The organism is Streptomyces toxytricini (genome assembly GCF_014649915.1).
Classification (GTDB): Bacteria; Actinomycetota; Actinomycetes; order Streptomycetales; family Streptomycetaceae; genus Streptomyces; species Streptomyces toxytricini.
In genome coordinates this window covers 5,227-26,136 of record NZ_BMTY01000017.1, presented here as the reverse complement: position 1 = coordinate 26,136, position 20,910 = coordinate 5,227, and the positions used below count along the sequence as shown (strand labels likewise).

At 73.7% G+C, this 20,910-nt stretch carries 16 protein-coding genes; 3 read left to right on the top strand and 13 right to left on the bottom strand.

The window, feature by feature from the left end:
• Positions 1-134: 134 nt before the first annotated feature.
• The 4 genes from IE170_RS21490 to IE170_RS21475 all read right to left on the bottom strand — a co-directional run bounded on the left by IE170_RS21490 (position 135) and on the right by IE170_RS21475 (position 2,332).
• Entirely contained in the window at positions 135-329 is a 195-nt protein-coding gene (locus tag IE170_RS21490) for a DUF3046 domain-containing protein (RefSeq protein WP_189811070.1), read from the bottom strand.
• Between the two features lie 31 nt (positions 330-360).
• Positions 361-669, bottom strand: coding sequence for an AzlD domain-containing protein (locus IE170_RS21485; RefSeq protein ID WP_189811069.1), 309 nt, complete (start codon positions 667-669; stop codon positions 361-363).
• Positions 666-1,313, bottom strand: a complete 648-nt coding sequence (locus IE170_RS21480) for an AzlC family ABC transporter permease (RefSeq protein WP_229885058.1) — start codon at positions 1,311-1,313, stop codon at positions 666-668. Before IE170_RS21480 ends, IE170_RS21485 begins: the two co-directional genes overlap by 4 nt.
• Before the next feature lie 188 nt (positions 1,314-1,501).
• Positions 1,502-2,332 carry an AraC family transcriptional regulator gene (locus tag IE170_RS21475; RefSeq protein WP_189811068.1) on the bottom strand — a complete coding sequence of 277 codons (831 nt, stop codon included), beginning with the start codon at positions 2,330-2,332 and terminating at the stop codon, positions 1,502-1,504.
• Positions 2,333-2,452: 120 nt separating this feature from the next.
• Here IE170_RS21475 and IE170_RS21470 point away from each other — a divergent pair, with 120 nt between their 5' ends.
• The 3 genes from IE170_RS21470 to IE170_RS21460 all read left to right on the top strand — a co-directional run bounded on the left by IE170_RS21470 (position 2,453) and on the right by IE170_RS21460 (position 8,814).
• A complete protein-coding gene (locus IE170_RS21470) occupies positions 2,453-7,045 on the top strand; it encodes an ATP-dependent helicase (RefSeq protein WP_189811067.1) in 4,593 nt (1,530 codons plus the stop codon).
• Between the two features lie 169 nt (positions 7,046-7,214).
• On the top strand, positions 7,215-7,895 hold the full coding sequence (locus IE170_RS21465; RefSeq protein ID WP_189811066.1) for a hypothetical protein: 681 nt from the start codon (positions 7,215-7,217) through the stop codon (positions 7,893-7,895).
• A gap of 118 nt (positions 7,896-8,013) precedes the next feature.
• Positions 8,014-8,814, top strand: a complete 801-nt coding sequence (locus tag IE170_RS21460) for a DNA-formamidopyrimidine glycosylase family protein (protein WP_189811065.1) — start codon at positions 8,014-8,016, stop codon at positions 8,812-8,814.
• 7 nt (positions 8,815-8,821) lie between these two features.
• Here IE170_RS21460 and IE170_RS21455 read toward each other — a convergent pair whose 3' ends face one another.
• The 9 genes from IE170_RS21455 to IE170_RS32810 form a co-directional block, all read right to left on the bottom strand.
• On the bottom strand, positions 8,822-9,067 hold the full coding sequence (locus IE170_RS21455) for a hypothetical protein (protein ID WP_373299030.1): 246 nt from the start codon (positions 9,065-9,067) through the stop codon (positions 8,822-8,824).
• A 171-nt stretch (positions 9,068-9,238) separates the two neighbouring features.
• On the bottom strand, positions 9,239-9,619 hold the full coding sequence (locus IE170_RS21450; protein ID WP_114054467.1) for a helix-turn-helix domain-containing protein: 381 nt from the start codon (positions 9,617-9,619) through the stop codon (positions 9,239-9,241).
• A 109-nt stretch (positions 9,620-9,728) separates the two neighbouring features.
• Complete coding sequence (locus tag IE170_RS21445) at positions 9,729-10,208, bottom strand: CinA family protein (protein WP_223856363.1); 480 nt, start codon at positions 10,206-10,208, stop codon at positions 9,729-9,731.
• 107 nt (positions 10,209-10,315) lie between these two features.
• A complete protein-coding gene (gene pgsA, locus IE170_RS21440) occupies positions 10,316-10,993 on the bottom strand; it encodes a CDP-diacylglycerol--glycerol-3-phosphate 3-phosphatidyltransferase (protein WP_189811063.1) in 678 nt (225 codons plus the stop codon).
• A complete protein-coding gene (gene rimO, locus IE170_RS21435; protein ID WP_189811062.1) occupies positions 10,990-12,474 on the bottom strand; it encodes a 30S ribosomal protein S12 methylthiotransferase RimO in 1,485 nt (494 codons plus the stop codon). Before rimO ends, pgsA begins: the two co-directional genes overlap by 4 nt.
• 114 nt (positions 12,475-12,588) lie before the next feature.
• Positions 12,589-13,482 carry a helix-turn-helix domain-containing protein gene (locus IE170_RS21430; RefSeq protein ID WP_189811061.1) on the bottom strand — a complete coding sequence of 298 codons (894 nt, stop codon included), beginning with the start codon at positions 13,480-13,482 and terminating at the stop codon, positions 12,589-12,591.
• A gap of 255 nt (positions 13,483-13,737) precedes the next feature.
• Positions 13,738-16,524, bottom strand: coding sequence for an FtsK/SpoIIIE family DNA translocase (locus tag IE170_RS21425; protein ID WP_189811060.1), 2,787 nt, complete (start codon positions 16,522-16,524; stop codon positions 13,738-13,740).
• Between the two features lie 113 nt (positions 16,525-16,637).
• Positions 16,638-17,315 (bottom strand): response regulator, encoded by a 678-nt coding sequence (locus IE170_RS21420; RefSeq protein ID WP_114054462.1) that lies wholly within the window; start codon positions 17,313-17,315, stop codon positions 16,638-16,640.
• 226 nt (positions 17,316-17,541) lie between these two features.
• Positions 17,542-20,910, bottom strand: a 3,369-nt coding sequence (locus IE170_RS32810; RefSeq protein ID WP_229885034.1) for a HAMP domain-containing protein, incomplete at its 5' end; no start/stop codon positions are given.

Here is a 20,910-nt window from a genome sequence, read left to right as displayed (position 1 = left end):
TCGCCGCCCGCGGGCCGTGCCTCGTCGTCGGTGCGCGCGGGCGGCGGCCCGGTGCGCTCGGTCGTGTCGTCGGTGGCTGCCACGCCGCCCAGTCTGTCCCACCCTCCGGGCGTACGGGCAAACGGCAGCCGGCGTCAGCGCAGCGAATCGGGCACGCCGACGGCGGCGCACACCGCGCGCCACACGTCCTTGGCCTCCCAGCCGGCTTCCAGCGCCTCGTGGACGGTGCGCCCGCCGAGCTCGGACATGACGTGGTCCCGCGCGAAGGAGTCGGCGTAGCCGGCCCCGAAGTGCTCGGCCATCCGCTCCCAGAAAATCGTCAACCGCATGGCCCCAGTATCCCGCGGCGGTCCCCGGGCCCTATCCGCCCAGGGCGCGCACGCCCGCCGTGACGGCGACGGCCGCCCCGACCACGAGCAGGAACGGCGCCCGCAGCAGCAGCGCGATCCCGGCGGCGGCCAGGCCCGCGGCGCGGGCGTCGAGGACGACCTGCTGCCCGGCACCGAAGGTCTGCTGGGCGGTGAGCGCTGCGAGCAGGGCGACCGGCAGGAGTCCGGCGAGCCGGCGCACCAGGGGCCGCTCCAGCGCCCCGGCGGGCACGAGGAGCCCGGCCAGCTTGACGGCGTAGCAGCCGGCGGCGGTCAGCGCGATGGCGAGCCACACGTTCACTTGCGGCGTCCCTTCAGCCAGAGGATCGCGGGGGCGGCGAGCGCGGCGACGAGCACCGGCAGCCCGGCGGGCAGCACGGGCAGCAGGCCCAGCCCGAGGACGACGGCGAGCACGGCGACGGCGCGCTCGGTGCCGGTCCGCAGCATCGGCGCGAGCAGGGCCAGGAAGACGGCGGGCCCGGCGGCGTCCAGCCCCCAGGCGGCCGTGTCCCCGATCGCCTCGGCGCCGAGCACGCCGAGCAGGGTGGTCAGGTTCCACAGCACGTACAGCGTCAGGCCGGTCACGGTGAACCCGAGGCGCGCCGAGCGGCGGTCGGGCTGGGCCAGCGCGACGGCGGCGGTCTCGTCGATCACCCAGTGCGCGGCGAGCGGCCGCACGGCCCGCGGCAGGGCGAGCAGCTGCGACAGGCGCAACCCGTAGAAGGCGTTGCGGGTGCCGAGGAAGAAGGCGCCGGCGGCGGCCGTGAACGGGTTGCCGCCCGCGGCGAGCGCACCGACCAGCGCGAACTGCGACGCCCCGGTGAAGACGAGCAGGCTCAGGAGGCACGCCTGGAGGGCGCTCACCCCGGATCCGGCGGCGGTCACCCCGAACGCGAAGCCGGACAGGCCGACGGCCACCCCGACGCCGAGGGCGTCGCGCACCACCTGCGCGCGCGGCCGGCCGGCGGGCTCCGCGGCGCCGCCCGCGCCCGTCCCGCCGGGGGTGTCCCCGGGGCCGGGCCGGTCCTGTCGTGTCACCGTCTGACGTTCTCGCACGCCGCGACGGTACGCACGGCAGGCGGGGCCGGTCTTGTACGTTCTTGCAGGCCCGGCGGGCGGAGGGCGCGGCGCGGCTATCCGGCCCGCTCCCGCCGGTAGGCGCCCGGCGGGACCCCCACGATGCGGGTGAAGTGCCGGTTGAGGTGGGGCTGGTCGGTGAAGCCGACGGCGACGGCCGCCTCGGCCGGGGCGGTGCCCGCGTCCAGCAGGCGGCGCGCCCGCCGCACCCGCGCGTCGGTCAGCCAGGTGTGCGGCGGCATCCCGTAGCGCTCGCGGAACGCCCGCAGCAGGGCGAACGGGCTGGTTCCGAGCTCCGCGGCGAGCTGCTCCAGCGACGGCGGGTCGGCCATCCGCTCCAGCAGCACCGCCCGGGCCCGCACCGCGCCCGCGGCCCCGGCACTCGCGGCGGGCGCGGCCGGCAGCGGTCCCGCGTGCCGGGCCAGCATCCGGGCCACGGCGGTGTGCAGAAGGGTGTCGGCGGCGAGGGCGTTGCCCTCCTCGGCGGCCCGGTGCACCTCGGTGATCGTGTGCGAGGTCTGCGGATCGGATACGGAGTCGACGGTGAAGCCGGGGGTGCCGCGCAGCCCGGCGATCTCGGCGGCGACGCGGCCGACCAGCTCGCGGGAGGGGTAGAGGGTGGCGTACGCCCAGCCCTCGGGGACGCCGGCGCGCGCCGTGTGGGGGACCTCGGGGTTGATCAGGACGATGCTGCCGGGGCCGGCGCGCAGGGCGCCGCCGGGCAGGCCGACCTCCTCGACGCCGCCGGTGACGGCCGCGATGACGTACCCGTCGTGGGCGTGGCGGGGGAAGGAGTGGCTCACGTAGCGGGCGCGCAGCAGGTCCAGGCCCGGCAGTTCCGCGTACCGCCAGTGCCGCGCCCACTCCCTGCCGTCCGCTCGCGCCACCCCTCCATTCTGCGCGCCGGCCGGAGCCCGGCAGGCGGCGGGGCCGGGCGGCCCGGCGCGGCGGCTGCGGCGGGTGCGCAGGTCACGGCCGTTGTCGGTGCCGAGGTGCAGGATGGGGGCATGGCCGGCTCTGCGCTCGAGGCGTTCTCCCCCGCGACCCGCTCCTGGTTCACGGGGGCTTTCCGTGCTCCCACCGCCGCCCAGGAGGGCGCCTGGCGGGCCATCGGGCAGGGGTCCGACGTCCTGGTCGTCGCGCCGACCGGCTCCGGCAAGACGCTGGCCGCGTTCCTCGCCGCCCTGGACCGGCTGGCCTCCGAACCGCCGCCCGCGGAGCCGAAGAAGCGCTGCCGCGTGCTGTACGTGTCGCCGCTGAAGGCCCTCGCGGTCGACGTCGAGCGGAACCTGCGCAGCCCGCTGACCGGCATCGGGCAGGAGTCGGTGCGGCTCGGGCTGCCGGAGCCGCAAATCAGGGTCGGGATCCGCTCGGGCGACACCCCGGCCGCCGAGCGGCGCGCGCTGGCGAACCGGCCGCCGGACATCCTGATCACCACGCCCGAGTCGCTGTTCCTGATGCTGACGTCGGCGACGCGCGAGGCGCTGTCCGGGGTGGAGACGGTCATCCTGGACGAGGTGCACGCGGTGGCGGGCACCAAGCGCGGCGCGCACCTGGCGCTGTCCCTGGAGCGGCTGGACGAGCTGCTGCCGCGCCCGGCCCGCCGGATCGGCCTGTCGGCGACGGTGCGCCCGGTGGAGGAGGTGGCCCGGTACCTCTCGCCGCGCGGCCGGGTGGAGATCGTGCAGCCGCCGTCGGAGAAGGAGTTCGACCTGTCGGTGGTCGTACCGGTCGAGGACCTGGGCGAGTTGGGCGGCTCCCCCGCCACGGAGGGCCGGGAGGGCGGCGACCGGCCGTCGATCTGGCCGCACGTGGAGGAGCGGATCGCCGACCTGGTGCAGGCGCACCGCTCCACCATCGTGTTCGCCAACTCGCGCCGGCTCGCGGAGCGTCTGTGCAACCGGCTGAACGAGATCGCGTACGAGCGCGCGATGGGCGAGCGGCTGCCGGAGGGCGCGCCTCCGGCGGAGGTGATGGCGCAGTCGGGGGCGGCGCTGGGCGCGCCGCCGCTGCTGGCGCGGGCGCACCACGGCTCGGTGTCCAAGGAGCAGCGGGCGCTGGTGGAGGAGGACCTGAAGGCGGGCCGGCTGCCCGCGGTGGTCGCCACCTCCAGCCTGGAGCTGGGCATCGACATGGGCGCGGTGGACCTGGTGGTGCAGGTGGAGTCGCCGCCGTCGGTGGCGTCGGGCCTCCAGCGGGTGGGCCGGGCCGGGCACCAGGTGGGTGCGGTCTCGACCGGTGTGGTCTTCCCCAAGTACCGGGGCGACCTGGTGCAGGCGGCGGTCGTCACGGAGCGGATGCGGGCGGGGGCCATCGAGTCGCTGCGCATCCCGTCGAACCCGCTGGACGTGCTGGCGCAGCAGGTGGTCGCGATGACCTCGATGGACACCTGGCAGCTGGACGAGCTGCTGGCGCTGGTGCGGCGGGCCGCGCCGTTCGCGGCGCTGCCGGAGTCGGCGTTCACCGGGGTGCTGGACATGCTGGCGGGGCGCTACCCGTCGGACGCGTTCGCGGAGCTGCGGCCGCGGGTGGTGTGGGACCGGGTCGCGGGGACGGTCACGGGCAGGCCGGGGGCGCAGCGCCTGGCGGTCACCTCGGGCGGAACCATTCCCGACCGGGGGCTGTTCGGCGTCTTCCTGGCCGGGGCGGACCCGAAGAAGGGCGGCGGGCGGGTCGGCGAGCTCGACGAGGAGATGGTGTACGAGTCCCGCGTGGGGGACGTGTTCACCCTCGGCACCACGTCGTGGCGGATCGAGGACATCACCCGGGACCGGGTGCTCGTCACCCCGGCCCCCGGGGTTCCGGGGCGGCTGCCGTTCTGGAAGGGCGACCAGCTGGGCCGCCCGCTGGAACTGGGCCGGGCGGTCGGCGCGTTCCTGCGCGAGGTCGGCGCGATGACCGCCGAGGACGCCCGGCTGCGGCTCCTCGCTGCGGGACTCGACGGCCGGGCCGCGGAGAACGTGCTGGCGTACCTGGCGGAGCAGCGGGAGGCCTGCGGGCACGTGCCGGACGACCGGACCATCCTGGTCGAGCGGTTCCGGGACGAGCTCGGGGACTGGCGGGTCGTGGTGCACTCCCCGTTCGGTGCGCAGGTGCACGCGCCGTGGGCGCTGGCGCTCAGCGCCCGGCTCGCGGAGAAGTACGGGATGGACGCGCAGGTGATGCACGGGGACGACGGCATCGTGCTGCGCCTGCCGGACGCCGACCTGCTGTCGGCGGACCTCCTCGACCACGATCCCGCGTCCGTGCAGTCGTTCGCCTTCGACGACGGGCAGGCGCCGCTGGGCGCGGCGGACGTGGCCTTCGACCACGGCGAGGTCGCCGGGATCGTCACCGACCAGGTGGGCGGCTCCGCGCTGTTCGCCTCGCGGTTCCGGGAGTGCGCGGCGCGGGCGCTGCTGCTGCCGCGGCGCAATCCGGGCCGGCGCACGCCGCTGTGGCAGCAGCGGCAGCGGGCGTCCCAGCTGCTCCAGGTGGCTTCGGAGTTCGGGTCGTTCCCGATCGTGCTGGAGGCCGTCCGCGAGTGCCTGCAGGACGTCTTCGACGTGCCGGGGCTGGCGGAGCTGATGGGGGACATCGAGGCGCGGCGGGTGCGGCTGGTGGAGGTGACGACGGCGGAGCCCTCGCCGTTCGCCCGCTCGCTGCTGTTCGGGTACGTCGCCCAGTTCCTGTACGAGGGGGACTCGCCGCTGGCGGAGCGGCGGGCGGCCGCGCTGTCGCTGGACTCGCGGCTGCTGGCGGAGCTGCTCGGCCAGGCGGAGCTGCGGGAGCTGCTGGACGCCGGGGTGCTGGCGGAGCTGGAGCAGGAGCTGCAGTGGCTCACGCCGGACCGGCGGGCCAAGGACGAGGAGTCCGTGGCCGATCTGCTGCGGCTGCTGGGGCCGCTGACGGACGGCGAGCTGGTGCAGCGGGGGGCGGAGGAGGCGTGGCCGCGGGCGCTGGAGCGGGCCCGGCGGGTGATCCGGGTGCGCATCGCGGGCGGGGAGCACTGGGCGGCCGTCGAGGACGCGGGGCGGCTGCGCGACGCCCTGGGCACGGCGCTGCCGGTGGGGGTGCCGGAGGCGTTCACCGAGCCGGTGAAGGATCCGCTGGGGGACCTGCTGGCGCGGTACGCGCGGACGCACGGCCCGTTCACCACGGTCGCCGCGGCGGCCCGGTTCGGACTGGGGGCGGCGGTCACCGAGGGGGCCCTGCACCGGCTGGCGGCGGCCGGTCGGGTCGTGCAGGGGGAGTTCCATCCGGCGGGCATCGGCCAGGAGTGGTGCGACGCGGCGGTGCTGCGCAGGCTGCGGCGGCGCTCGCTGGCCGCGCTCCGCGAGGAGCTGGAGCCGGTGCCTCCGGCCTCGCTGGCGGTGTTCCTGCCGCAGTGGCAGCACCTGGGCGGGGGGCTGCGCGGCATCGACGGCCTGGCCAGGGCGATCGAGCAGCTGCAGGGCGCCCCGGTGCCGGCGTCGGCGCTGGAGCGGCTGGTCCTGCCCTCGCGGGTGGCGGGCTACTCGCCGGCCATGCTGGACGAGCTGACCACCACCGGGGAGGTGGTGTGGGCGGGCGCCGGGGCGCTGCCCGGCAAGGACGGGTGGGTGTCGCTGTACTTGGCGGACGCGGCGCCGCTGCTGCTGCCGCCCGCGCACCCGCTGGAGCTGACGCCGCTTCACGAGGCGCTGCTGGAAGCGCTGTCGGGCGGGTACGGGCTGTTCTTCCGCCAGGTGGCGCAGGCGGTGCGGGCCCGCCATCCGGAGGCCTCCGAGCCGCAGATGGCGGACGCGCTGTGGGACCTGGCCTGGTCGGGGCGGCTGACGAACGACACGCTGGCGCCGCTTCGGGCGGTGCTGGGGTCGGGCCGCACGGCCGGCGCCACCGCCCACCGGGCGCGCCGTACGGTGCCGCGCGGGCGGTACGGGTCGGTGGGCGCGGCCCAGGCCGTGCGGCAGGGGCCGCCCACGGTCTCGGGCCGCTGGTCGCTGCTGCCGGAGCCGGCTCCGGATCCGACGCACCGGGCGCACGCGCTGGCCCGGACGCTCCTGGACCGGCACGGGGTGGTGACGCGGGGGGCGGTGGCCGCGGAGGGCGTCGAGGGCGGCTTCAGCGCGGTGTACCGGGTGCTGTCGGCGTTCGAGGACAGCGGGCAGGCCCGCCGCGGGTACGTGGTGGAGGGGCTGGGCGCCGCCCAGTTCGCGATGGACGGCGCGGTGGACCGGCTGCGGTCGGCGGAGCGCAATCCGCCGCCGCTGGCGGCGGTGGTGCTGGCCGCCGCGGACCCGGCGAACGCGTACGGGGCGGCCCTGCCGTGGCCGGAGCCTCCGGCGGGGGCCTCGCACAAGCCGGGCCGCAAGGCGGGCTCGCTGGTGGTGCTGGTGGACGGGGAGCTGGTGCTGTACCTGGAGCGGGGCGGGAAGACGCTCCTGGCGTGGCCGGAGGCCGGGGATCCGAGGCTGGCCGCGGCGGCGGCCGCGCTGGCGGAGGCGTCGCGGGCGGGGACGCTCCCGGCACTGACGGTGGAGCGGATCAATGCGGCGCCGGCGCTGACGTCGCCGCTGGGCGGGGTGCTGGAGGCGGCCGGCTTCCACGCGAGTCCGCGGGGGCTGCGGCTGCGGTCGTAAGGCTGCGGTCAGGTCTCGGCCGTTGCACTTACGTCGCGCTTATGTACGGAGCATGTCACAGACCCGGTCATGGCTGGAATCTGGCCCCGCGCCTCGGCTATCAAGATTCCCGCAGGCATCGCTCGTGACGATGCCACACCAAAGTGCACCTACATGGGGGACGAAGACTGTGAGCAACACGCGACGAGCCACCACCGCCGTCATCGGCCTGGCGGTCGCCGGCACCCTGACGCTGACCGGCTGCAAGAACGGCAACGAGGAGCTCGCCCCGGCGCCGTCCGCCCCGGCCTCCTCCGCCCCCGCGGGCGGTGACCAGAGCGCCGCCCCGGCCACCCCGGACGCCGGCCAGAGCAGCGGGGCGCCGGCCGGCGGCACGCCCGCCGGCATGGCCAAGCCCGGCCAGACGTTCAAGATCGGCGAAACGGCCACCGTGCCGTTCGACTACGGCAAGACGAAGGGCGGCACGATCGCCCTCACCGTCACCGCGATCGAGCAGGGCAACCCCTCCGACCTCGACGTCTTCAAGCTCGGCGACCAGGTCAAGGGCAAGGTTCCGTACTACATCCGCTACTCGGTCAAGAACGTCGGCACCGTCGACCTGTCGTTCACCACCGTCGGCCACATGAAGGGCCTCCTCGGCGACGGCAGCGAGGCCGGCAAGCTCTCCGTCATCGGCAAGTTCGACAAGTGCCCGAACGACTCCCTGCCGAAGGGCTTCACCAACGGCCAGACCGCCACGGGCTGCGCCGTCGCCCTGGCCCCCTCCGCCGAGACCAAGGTCTCCGGCGCCGAGTACTGGGGCAACCCGTACAACTCCCTCAGCGACGGCAAGGGCCTCGTCTGGAAGTGACCCGCAGGCCGCGTCCGCGGCCCGGTGAACCCTCCCGATCCCCGTACGGGCCCCTGCGGCGCCACCCGGCCGCAGGGGCTCGGCCCGTCTCCGGGCCCCCCGGGCCCACAATGGGCCCATGCCCGAAGGAGACAGCGTCTGGCGTGCGGCGGCCCGGCTGCACGCCGCCCTCGCCGGCCGCGAGCTGACCGTCTGGGACATGCGCGTCCCCCGCCTGGCCACCACCGACCTGACCGGACGCACCACCCTGGAGGTCGTCCCCCGCGGCAAGCACCTCCTCGCCCGCTTCGAGGGGGGCCTGACCCTCCACACCCACCTGCGCATGGACGGCGCCTGGCACGTCTTCACCCCCGGCCAGAAATGGCGCGGCGGCCCCCTGTACGAGGTCCGCGCCGTCCTGGGCACCGCCGACCGCACGGCCGTCGGCTACCGCCTGCCCGTCGTGGAGCTGCTGCGCACCGCCGACGAGGACCGCGTCGTCGGCCACCTGGGCCCCGACCTCCTCGGCCCGGACTGGGACGCGGACCGGGCCGCCGCCAACCTGCTCGCCGCCCCGGAGCGGCCGCTCGGCGAGGCCCTGCTCGACCAGCGCAACCTGGCCGGCATCGGCAACGTGTACAAGTGCGAGCTCTGCTTCATGGCCGGGGCGACCCCCTGGACGCCGGTCGGCGCCCTGCCCGACGCGCCGAGGACCGCCGTCCGCCTGGCCGCGGCGGCGCAACGCCTGCTCGCCGCCAACACCGGCCCGGGCGAGGGCCGCAACACCACCGGCAGCCGCCGGCCCGGACGCGCCCTGTTCGTCTACGGGCGCCTGGGCCTGCCCTGCCTGCGCTGCGGCACCCCCGTGCGCAAGGCCGACCAGGACGACCGCCCGACGTACTGGTGCCCGAGCTGCCAGTCCGGCCCGCACCCCGCCTGACGGTCCGTCAGTCACGGGCGTACGGTCCCGGCACCCCCTCCGCCGCATCCGGCCGCCCGCCCGCCGCGGCCCCGCCGCCGGGGGCCCGGCCCTTCCGCCGGCCGCGGTTCGGCGCACAGTGGACCGGCAGCACGCCCAGCCCCCAGCCGCCCACGGCCACCGCGCTCTCCAGCGGCCCGGAGGCCTCCGGCTCCAGCACCAGCCGCAACACGGCCCAGCACCAGAGCACGCCCGCCGCCACTGCGAGGGGCACGGCCAACCGCCGCACGGCTGCCTCCCGGGTTCAGGGCCGCGACCGGACGCGGTCCATCCTCCCGTACACTCCGCACACCCGCACCCGAAACGGCGAGGAGCCCCGGCCGGCGCTTGCGCACCGACCGGGGCTCCGGCCACGCTCTTGCCTTCACGGCGCGCGCACTCGCGCTCAAGCGGCTACGACGTTCACCGCTTCCGCAGGTGCCTTGATGGTCACCCGCTCCGGCCCGCCCGCGACGGACGTCACGGAGACCGAGTTGAGCATCGGGCGTACCGGCACCGGTACGGGTTCGCTTGCCGCGGCCGACTGTGCCAGCTCGGCCAGCGACAGCTCGTCACTGACCTCGCGCATCAGCTCGGACATCCGTACGTCCAACGCGTCGCAGATCGCGGAGAGCAGTTCGGAGGACGCCTCCTTCTGCCCCCGCTCCACCTCGGAAAGATAGCCGAGAGAAACTCGGGCGGACGAGGAGACTTCGCGCAGAGTACGGCCCTGGCGCTGGCGCTGCCGACGCAGCACGTCACCCAGCAGGCGACGGAGCAGAATCATCGGTGGCTCCCTCCTCTGACCGTGTAGCCGCATCCTTCACGCCCCACCGTACCGCCTCGCGCCGCGGCCGTGCGGGGAGCGATGTCGTGTTCACTCAGGGCTGCAAACATCAAATCCCCCCGTTCTGTTCCGTATCCTGCCCCCGCACATTCTCGCGGAGTTCGCTCAAGAGGAGTTCGAGCACTGTGCGTGCACTCTCCCTACGGATTTCCTCCCGGGAGCCGTTCAACCTCAACGCGGCGCTTTTCTCGAACAGCGGTCCGGAAACCGCGACGAAAACCGTTCCCACGGGCTTCCCGTCCTGCGGGTCCGGGCCGGCCACGCCGGTGGTCGCGATCCCCCACGAGGCGTCGAGTACGCGGCGCACCCCGGCCGCCATCTCGACCGCCACCTGCGGGTTCACGGCGCCCTCGGCGGCCAGCAGCTCGGCGTCGACGCCGAGCACCCGCGCCTTCACGTCGGTCGCGTAGGCCGTGACCGATCCGCGGAACGACCGGGAAGCACCGGGTACGGACGTCAACGCGGCGGCGACCATGCCCCCCGTCAGCGACTCGGCGACGGCGAGGGTCTGGTCACCGTCCGCAAGCAGCCGGAGCGCTTCCGCCGCCGCCTCCGCGGCCGTCCGGCCCGCGGGCGCCGGCTCCGGCGCCTTCCGCGGGGCCGCTGCGGCCCCTGCGGAATCCCCCACCGCGTCCGTCACCTCGCGGCCGCCCCCTCGGCCGCAGCCGCCCGCTCGGCCGCCACGCCCCTGCGCCGGAGCACGACGGCCTGGCGGACGTAATCCAAACCGGTGACCACGGTCAGCACGACGGCCACCGCCATCACCCAGAAGCGCATCGTGGCAAGCGCCCCGGTCAGCGCGAGGACGTACATGCCCACCGCGGTGCCCTGCGCCAGCGTCTTGAGCTTCCCGCCCCGGCTGGCCGGGATCACCCCGTAGCGGATCACCCAGAAGCGCAGGAGGGTGATGCCGAGCTCCCGCCCGAGGATCACCCCGGTGACCCACCAGGGCAGCTCGCCCAGCCAGGACAGGCAGACCAGCGCCGACCCCATGATCGCCTTGTCGGCGATGGGGTCGGCGATCTTCCCGAAGTCCGTGACCAGGTTGTACGTACGGGCCAGGTGCCCGTCGAAGATGTCCGTGATCATGGCGACGGCGAACGCGGCCCAGGCGAACGCGCGCCACACCGGGTCGTACCCGCCGTCGGCGAGGAGCAGCAGCACGAATCCCGGCACCAGGACGAGCCGGATCATCGTCAGGATGTTGGCGATGTTCCACAGGCTGGCCTGATCGACCGCCGCGGCCCCCAGCTTCGCGCCGGGAACGGGCCGGCGGCCGGTCCCGCCCGCCGCAGATGCCGGGACTCCGCTCATCCGGCCGCCTCCTCCAGCTCCAGGGGCTCGGCCACCAGGTCCACACCCAGCGTGCCGACGACCTTGGCGGTCACCATGCGGCCGGGCACCAGGCCGGTGCTGTCGGTGAAGAGGACCTGGCCGTCGGTCTCGGGGGCCTGGTGCGCGGCGCGCCCGTAGGCGCCGTCGCCGTCCTCGTCGACCGCCTCGACGGATTCGACGAGTACCTCCAGGGTCTCCCCGATCCGCTCCTCCGCGCGCTGGGAGGTGAGCTCCTCGGCGAGGCGCTGCATGTGGGCGAGCCGCTCGGCGATGGCGTCCTCGTCCAGCTTGTTCTCGTAGCCGACGGCCTCGGTGCCCTCCTCGTCGGAGTAGCCGAAGACGCCGATCGCGTCGAGGCGCGCGTGGGTGAGGAAGCGCTCCAGCTCGGCGAAGTCCGCTTCGGTCTCGCCCGGGAAGCCCACGATGAAGTTGGAGCGGACGCCGGCCTGCGGCGCCTTGCCCCGGATGGTGTCCAGCAGCTCCAGGAAGCGGTCGGTGTCGCCGAAGCGGCGCATGGCGCGCAGCACGTCGGGCGCGGAGTGCTGGAAGGACAGGTCGAAGTAGGGGGCGACCTTCGGGGTGGAGGTCAGCACGTCGATCAGGCCGGGCCGCATCTCGGCGGGCTGCAGGTAGCTGACGCGGATCCGCTCGATGCCGTCGACGGCGGCCAGCTCGGGCAGCAGCGTCTCCAGCAGGCGGATGTCACCCAGGTCCTTGCCGTACGAGGTGTTGTTCTCGGAGACCAGCATGACCTCCTTGACGCCCTGCTCCGCGAGCCAGCGCGTCTCGCCGAGCACGTCGGAGGGGCGGCGGGAGATGAACGATCCGCGGAAGGAGGGGATGGCGCAGAAGGAGCAGCGGCGGTCGCAGCCGGAGGCGAGCTTGACCGAGGCGACCGGGCTGGTGGCCAGGCGGCGGCGCAGCGGGGCGCGCGGGCCGGAGGCGGGCGCGACGCCCTCGGGGAGGTCGGCAGGGGCCTGGACGGGCTCCTGGGCGTGCCCGGGCAGGGCGACGTCGGCGGCCTGCTGGCGCTCGGCGGGGCTGATCGGCAGCAGCTTGCGGCGGTCGCGCGGGGTGTGCGCCTCGACGCTGCCGCCGCTGAGGATGGTCTGGAGCCGGTTGGAGATGTCGGCGTAGTCGTCGAAGCCGAGCACGCCGTCGGCCTCGGGGAGGGCGTCGGCGAGCTCCTTGCCGTAGCGCTCGGCCATGCAGCCGACGGCGACGACGGCCTGGGTGCGCCCGTGGTCCTTGAGGTCGTTGGCCTCGAGGAGGGCGTCCACGGAGTCCTTCTTCGCGGCTTCGACGAAGCCGCAGGTGTTGACGACGGCTACGTCCGCTTCGGCGGCGTCCTCGACGAGCTCCCAGCCATCCGCCGCCAAGCGGCCTGCGAGCTCCTCCGAGTCCACCTCGTTACGGGCGCAGCCAAGAGTGACAAGGGCGACGGTACGGCGTTCGGGCATGGACTCAAGACTACTTTGTCCGAACGGCGCCCCCCGCCCCAAGGCCGGGCAAACCAAGATCCCCGGAGTGCCGTGCGACACCCCGGGGATCCGGAATTCTGCATTCAGTGCAGCTCAGCCCGCCTGGGCCGGTCCCTGTGCGGGATCGTCCTTGGTGTATGTGAGGCGTTCCACCTGGCCCGGCTGGAATTTGTCCTTGATCTCCTTGCCGTTCACGAAGAGAGTGACGGCACCGGCGTCGCCGATCACGAGGTCGACGGATTCCTTGTCGGTGAAGGTCTTGGACTCGCCGATGTCCAGGGTTCCGTCGAAGAGCAGCCGGCCGCTGTGGTCCTTGGCGGAGATCCAGCTGTCGCCGTCGCTGGCGGTCAGGACGACGGTGACCATGTCCTTGGGTGCGGCGGCGATGGCGCTGTCGGAGGGCTCCGGCTTCGGAGCCGCCGGGCTCTGCTGGGGCTGCGCCGGCTTGCCTGCGGGCTGCTTGGGCGCGGCCTTGGGAGCGGGGGAGCCCTCGGCCTGGGGCCGCTTCTCCCCGGCCCCGCCGCCGCCGAAGGCGGTGAAGCCGACGAAGCCGATCACGGCGACGATGGCGGCGACCATGGCGGCGGTCCAGTTGGGCCGCTGCCGCTCGGGGCGGATCCGCTCCGCGTCGAACATGGGCGCGGCCGGAGTGGGCGCCGGCCGGCCGCCGTGGGCCGCGTCGTACGCCTCGACCAGGGGGGCCGGGTCGAGTCCGACGGCGCGGGCGAGGGTGCGGATGTGGCCGCGGGCGTACACGTCGCCGCCGCACCGCGTGAAGTCGTCGGCCTCGATCGCGTGCACGATCGGGATGCGCACGCGCGTCGTGGAGCTGACCTCGTCGACGGTGAGCCCGGCAACGATCCGGGCCTTCTTCAGGGCCGTCCCGATGGACGGTCCTTCGGAAGTGCGTTCGGTGGGGCGGTCCTCGGACCGGTCGCCGGTCGAAGGACGCTCATCTTCGGGGGAGTTGGAGATGCCGATGGACACGAGGGCGCCTTTCGAGCGTGTAGCCACCTGCTGGATGTCCAGTCTAGGGGGGTGACGAAAGGGAGGAGCAACCGGAGGGGTGGACTCCGTACGCCATCCGAATGGCGTGCCGGGGCCCGTGCCGTTCCGGCGGCCGCCCGGACCCGCACGCGCACCGGGTACCGCACCGGACGGTGCCGCCACCCCCCTCAACTAGACGTGGGCCCAAGGGAAACGGTTGCCCGCGAAATCCGCTCCCGGTCCGGGTTGCCGCCCCTACGGGGCCTCGCCGCGGATGACCGCGAGGACCCCGTCCAGTTCGTCCGCTTTCACCAGGACGTCGCGCGCCTTGGAGCCCTCGCTCGGACCGACGATCCCCCGCGACTCCATGAGGTCCATCAGCCGGCCCGCCTTCGCGAAGCCCACGCGCAGCTTGCGCTGGAGCATCGACGTCGAGCCGAACTGGGTGGAGACCACCAGCTCGGCCGCCTGGCAGAGCAGGTCGAGGTCGTCGCCGATCTCCTCGTCGATCTCCTTCTTCTGCTGCTGCCCGACGGTGACGTCGTCCCGGAAGACCGGAGCCATCTGGTCCTTGCAGTGCCGGACGACCTTGCCGACCTCCTCCTCCGTGACGAAGGCGCCCTGGAGGCGGACCGGCTTGTTCGCACCCATCGGCAGGAACAGCCCGTCGCCCTTGCCGATCAGCTTCTCGGCGCCCGGCTGGTCCAGGATCACCCGGCTGTCGGCGAGCGAGGACGTGGCGAACGCGAGCCGCGAGGGCACGTTCGCCTTGATCAGGCCCGTCACCACGTCCACCGAGGGGCGCTGCGTGGCGAGCACCAGGTGGATGCCGGCCGCGCGGGCCAGCTGGGTGATGCGGACGATGGAGTCCTCCACATCGCGCGGGGCGACCATCATCAGGTCGGCGAGCTCGTCGACGATCACCAGGAGGTACGGGTACGGGCTGAGCTCCCGCTCGCTGCCGGGCGGCAGCTTGATCTTGCCCTCGCGGATGGCCTGGTTGAAGTCGTCGATGTGCCGGTAGCCGAAGGCCGCCAGGTCGTCGTAGCGCAAGTCCATCTCGCGCACGACCCACTGGAGCGCCTCCGCGGCCCGCTTGGGGTTGGTGATGATCGGCGTGATCAGGTGCGGGATGCCCTCGTAGGCCGTCAGCTCGACCCGCTTGGGGTCGATCAGCACCATGCGGACGTCCTCCGGCGTCGCCCGCACCATGATCGACGTGATCAGGCAGTTGATGCAGGAGGACTTGCCGGAGCCGGTGGCGCCGGCGACCAGCACGTGCGGCATCTTCGCGAGGTTGGCCATGACGTAGCCGCCCTCGACGTCCTTGCCGAGCGCCACGAGCATCGGGTGGTCGTCCTCGGCCGCGTCCGCCAGGCGCAGCACGTCACCCAAGTTGACCATCTCGCGGTCGGTGTTCGGGATCTCGATGCCCACGGCCGACTTGCCCGGGATGGGGCTGATGATCCGGACGTCGGGGCTCGCGACCGCGTACGCGATGTTCTTGGTCAGCGCGGTGATCCGCTCCACCTTGACGGCCGCGCCGAGGGTGACCTCGTACCGGGTGACCGTCGGGCCGCGGGTGAAGCCCGTGACGTCCGCGTCGACCTTGAACTCGGAGAAGACGTTGCGCAGGGAGGCGACGACGGCGTCGTTCGCCGCGCTGCGGGTCTTGCCGGGCCCGCCGCGCTCCAGCAGGTCCAGCGCGGGCAGGGCGTACGTGATGTCCCCGCGCAGCTGCAGCTGCTCCGCCCGGGGCGGCAGCGGCTGCGGCTCCGGCGGCGCCTTGGTGAGGTCCGGCACGGACAGCGTGCCGGACGCCGCTGCCGTGGTGTCGTGCGGCAGCCCGCCGGCCGGCTCCGGCGCGGCGGCGCCGCGCACCCCGGCGGGTGCCCCGGGCTTCGCGCCGGCGCGGGCCGGGGGCACCGGGGCCGTGGGCTCCGCGCCGTCCTGCCCGGGGGTGATCCCCTGGGTGAGGTCGGCGACCACCGGCGAGGGGGGCATCCCGCCGAGGACGACCCCGTCCAGGGCGGCCGCGGCCGCCGCGGCCACGTCGACGGCGTCCATCTCCCGCTCCACGGCGGGGTCGACCGGGGTCCGGCGCGGCCGGCGCCGGCGGGCCGCCAGGGCCTGCTCCTCCACGTCCACCGGGTCCGGGCCGGCGTCGGCCGGGCCGCCGCGGGCCCGCCACTGCCCGGGGTCGTGGCGGCCCCGCCGGGCGGCGGGGGCCAGCCCGTACTCCTCGTCGTACTCGTTCGGGGCGATCACGCCGAGGCGGATGCCGAGCCGGCGCAGCCGCTCGGGGATGGCGTTGACGGGCGTCGCGGTGACGACGAGCAGCCCGAAGACCGTGAGGAGGACGAGCATCGGCACGGCCAGCGGCGCACCCATGGTGAAGATCAGCGGCTTGGACGCGGCCCAGCCGATCAGCCCGCCCGCGTCCTGCATCGCGGTGGTGCCCTCGCCCCGGCCGGGCGCGCCGCAGGCGATGTGGACCAGGCCGAGGACGCCGACGGCCAGTGCGGACATTCCGACGCCGATCCGGCCGTTGGCATCGGGCTGGTCGGGGTGGCGGATGAAGCGCACGGCCATCACGCCGAGGATGACGGGCACGAGCAGGTCGAGCCGGCCGAAGGCGCCGGTGACCAGCATCGTGACCAGGTCGCCGACCGGGCCGCTCAGGTTCGACCAGGTCCCGGCGGCGACGATCAGGGCGAGGGCGAGGAGCAGCAGGGCGACGCCGTCCTTGCGGTGCGCCGGGTCGAGGTTCTTCGCACCCTGCCCGATTCCGCGGAACACCGCGCCGACGGCGTGCGCGCAGCCCAGCCAGACGGCGCGCACCAGCCGCACCACTCCCCCGGTCGGGGAGGGGGCGGGCTTCGGCGGCGCCTTCTTCGCGGGGGCCCGCTTGGCGGGCGCCTTCCGCGGGGCCGCGCCGCGCGCGGGGGCCGCCTTCTTCGCCGGCGCCGTCGTACGGCCGGTGCGGCCCTTCGCGGTGCCCGCCGTGCTCTGGGAACCCTTGCCGGACGTACGTGAGGCCATGGGCCCGAGGTTACCGGTGCGCACGCCGGTGGACACGCGTGCCCACCCCTTCACCCTTTCGTGTCGCCCACGAGAGCGTCGGTTTGACGACCCGCCAGGCCTTCCGCTTCCGGTCAGTGCTGCGCGGGCATGACCTGCGCTCCCCCGCCCGAGCCCGGCTCCAGCGCGTCCAGCGCCCGCCGCAGCCCGGTCAGCTTGCGCTCCAGGTGGGCCGCGGTCGCCACGACCGCCGGATCGGCGGCCTCCTCGCCGAGCTGCTTCGTCAGAGCCTCGGCCTGCTCCTCCACCGCCGCGAGCCGCGCCGACAGCTCGGCGAGCAGCCCGGCGGTCTCCTTGCCACCGTCGGCCGTGCCGCCGCCCTCCAGCTGGAGCCGCAGCAGCGCCGCCTGCTCCCGGAGCCGGCAGTTCTTCGTGTACAGCTCGACGAACACGGAGACCTTCGCCCGCAGCACCCACGGGTCGAACGGCTTGGAGATGTAGTCCACCGCACCCGCCGCGTAGCCGCGGAAGGTGTGGTGCGGACCGTGGTTGATCGCGGTCAGGAAGATGATCGGGATGTCCCGGGTCCGCTCCCGCCGCTTGATGTGCGCGGCCGTCTCGAAGCCGTCCATCCCCGGCATCTGAACGTCCAGCAGGATGACCGCGAAATCATCCGTGAGCAGCGCCTTGAGTGCTTCCTCCCCGGACGACGCCCTGACCAGGGTCTGATCGAGCGCGGAGAGGATGGCCTCCAGCGCCAGCAGATTCTCCGGCCGGTCGTCGACCAGGAGGATCTTGGCCTTCTGCACCATGCCCTGTCCTCCTCGCCCCGGCATGGGGCCTCCCCGGCTCCTGGCTCCGGCGCGCGCGCCGGGCCCCGCCCCAGAGGGCGGCATCCTTGCGCCGCCCGTTCTTGTGCCGGTCATCGTAGCCCCAGTCCCGAGATCGCCACACCCTGTCACCAAGATGTCACTGTGCACGAAGGGGAAACGGGGCGGGACGCCCGTGGGTTCCCCGGGCGTCCCCTGCCCGCGGCTGTCACTCCCCGCGCATCCACTGCTCCATCACCGACAGCAGGTAATCCGGGTCGACCGGCTTGGTGACGTAGTCGGAAGCCCCGGAGTCGATGGCCTTCTCCTTGTCGCCCTTCATCGCCTTCGCGGTGAGCGCGATGATCGGCAGCCCGGCGAACTGCGGCATCCGCCGGATCGCCGCCGTCGTCGCGTACCCGTCCATCTCCGGCATCATGATGTCCATCAGCACGACCGCCACGTCGTCGTGCTGCTCCAGCACCTCGATGCCCTCCCGGCCGTTCTCCGCGTACAGCACCGCCAGCCCGTGCTGCTCCAGCACGCTGGTGAGCGCGAAGACGTTCCGGACGTCGTCGTCGACGATGAGCACCTTCTCCCCGTGGAAGTCGTACGCCGGCGTCGCCGCCGCCTCCTCCTGCGGGGCCGTCCAGCCCTCCTCCTCCGGCGCCGCCCCGACCGCCCGGGCGGCGGGCGCGCCGGCGGTACGCGGCTCCGGCTCGGCGCCCAGCGCCTTGCGGCGGCGGCGGAACAGCGCCGCCCCGCCCCGGCCCTGCCCGCCGGGTGCGTCCGCCGGCGGGACCGGCCCAGGCTGCGCCGCGGGGAGCGCCGCCTGGGCGGCCGGAGCCTGCACCTCGCGCGCCCCGCCCCCCGGCAGCCGGTGGCCCTCCGGCCGGCCGCCGCCGGGCTGCGGGGAGGCGTACCCCTGGGGCGGCAGCTCGCTCGGGTGCAGCGGCAGGTACAGCGTGAAGGTGGAGCCGCGGCCGGGCTCGCTCGCCGCGTGGATCTCGCCGCCCAGCAGTCGGGCGATCTCCCGGCTGATCGACAGCCCGAGGCCGGTGCCGCCGTACTTGCGGCTCGTGGTCCCGTCCGCCTGCTTGAACGCCTCGAAGATCACCAGCATCTTGCTCGCCGCGATCCCGATGCCGGTGTCCGTCACCGAGAACGCGATCAGGTCCGCGTCCGCCTCGCGCAGCGAGCCCGCCTCCAGCAGCTGCTCGCGGATCGCCGGCGGCACGTCCGACCCCGCCGGGCGGATCACCAGCTCCACCGCGCCGGTGTCGGTGAACTTCACCGCGTTCGACAACAGGTTCCGCAGCACCTGCAGCAGCCGCTGCTCGTCGGTGTGCAGGGTGGCGGGCAGCTCCGGGGAGACCCGTACCGAGAAGTCCAGGCCCTTCTCCGCGGTCAGGGGCCGGAAGGTCGCCTCCACGTAGTCGACGAGCTGCACGAGCGCGATCCGCGTCGGCGAGACGTCCATCTTGCCCGCCTCGACCTTCGACAGGTCCAGGATGTCGTTGATCAGCTGCAGCAGGTCCGAGCCCGCCCCGTGGATGGTCTCCGCGAACTCCACCTGCTTGGGCGAGAGGTTCTCGTCCGCGTTGTCGGCGAGCAGCTTCGCCAGGATGAGCAGCGAGTTCAGCGGCGTCCGCAGCTCGTGCGACATGTTCGCCAGGAACTCCGACTTGTAGCGCATCGAGACCGCGAGCTGCTCGGCGCGCTCCTCCAGGACCTGCCGGGCCTCCTCGATCTCGGTGTTCTTCACCTCGATGTCCCGGTTCTGCTGCGCCAGCAGCTCCGCCTTCTCCTCCAGTTCCGCGTTGGCCGCTTGGAGCGCCTTCTGCCGGTTCTCCAGCTCGTCGGAGCGCTCGCGCAGCTGCTCCGTCATCTCCTGCGACTGCTTGAGCAGCATCTCCGTCTTGGAGTTGACGCTGATGGTGTTGACGCTCGTGCCGATCATCTCGGCGATCTGGCTCAGGAAGTCCTTCTGGATCTGGGTGAACGGCTGGAACGACGCCAGCTCGATCACGCCCAGCACCTTCCCCTCGAAGAGCACCGGCAGCACGATCACGTGCGCCGGGGGCGCCTCCCCGAGCCCCGAGGAGATCTTCAGGTAGCCCGGCGGAGTGTTCTCGACGAGGATCGTCCGCTTCTCCTCCGCGACCGTCCCGATCAGCCCCTCCCCCGGCCTGAACGCCGTCGGCATCTGCCCGCCCGCGTACGCGTAGCTCCCGCGCATCCGCAGCTCGTACGAGCCGTCCGGGCCGCCCTCGGTGCCGATCTCGGTGGTCCCGCCGGCCGGCGACGCCAGGAAGAACGCCCCGTGCTGCGCCGAGACCACCGGCGTCAGCTCGCTCATGATCAGCGAGGCGACGTCGTCCAGGTCGCGGCGGCCCTGCATCAGGGCCGAGATCCGGGCGAGGTTGCCCTTGAGCCAGTCCTGCTCCTTGTTCGCCAGCGTCGTGTCGCGCAGGTTGGCGATCATCGTGTTGATGTTGTCCTGGAGGACCTGGATCTCGCCCGCCGCGTCCACGTCGATCTTCAGGTTGAGGTCGCCGCGGGTCACCGCCGTGGCGACGGCCGCGATCGCGCGGACCTGCCGGGTGAGGTTGCCGGCCATCTCGTTCACGGACTCGGTCAGGTCCCGCCACGTTCCGTCGACGTCCCGCACCCGGGCCTGACCGCCGAGGATGCCCTCGGTGCCCACCTCGCGGGCCACCCGCGTCACCTGCTCCGCGAACGACGACAGCTGGTCGACCATCGTGTTGATCGTGTTCTTCAGCTCCAGGATCTCGCCCCGGGCATCGATGTCGATCTTCTTGGTCATGTCGCCCTTGGCGATCGCCGTCGTGACCATGGCGATCTGGCGCACCTGACCGGTCAGGTTCGACGCCATGAAGTTCACCGAGTCGGTGAGGTCCTTCCACGTCCCCGACACCCCCGGGACGTGCGCCTGGCCGCCGAGGCGGCCCTCGGTGCCCACCTCGCGGGCCACGCGGGTGACCTCGTCGGCGAAGGAGGACAGCGTCTTGACCATCGTGTTGACCGTGTCGGCGAGCTGTGCGACCTCGCCGCGCGCCTCCACCGTCACCTTCTTGGTCAGGTCGCCGTTGGCGACGGCCGCCGACACCTGGGAGATGTTGCGCACCTGGGAGGTCAGGTTGTTCGCCATCAGGTTGACGTTGTCGGTCAGGTCCTTCCAGATGCCCGTCACGCCGCGCACCCGCGCCTGGCCTCCGAGGATGCCCTCTGAGCCCACCTCCCGGGCCACCCGCGTCACCTGCTCCGCGAACGACGACAGCTGGTCGACCATCGTGTTGACGGTCGTCACCAGCTCCAGGATCTCGCCCTTGGCGTCGACCGTGATCTTCTTGGAGAGGTCTCCGGTCGCCACCGCCGTCGTCACCTCGGCGATGTTGCGCACCTGCGAGGTGAGGTTGTTCGCCATGAAGTTGACGGACTGCGTCAGGTCCTTCCAGGTGCCGGAGACGCCCTTCACCTCCGCCTGCCCGCCGAGGATGCCCTCGGTGCCCACCTCGCGGGCCACCCGGGTCACCTGCTCGGCGAAGTTCGACAGCTGGTCGACCATCGTGTTGAG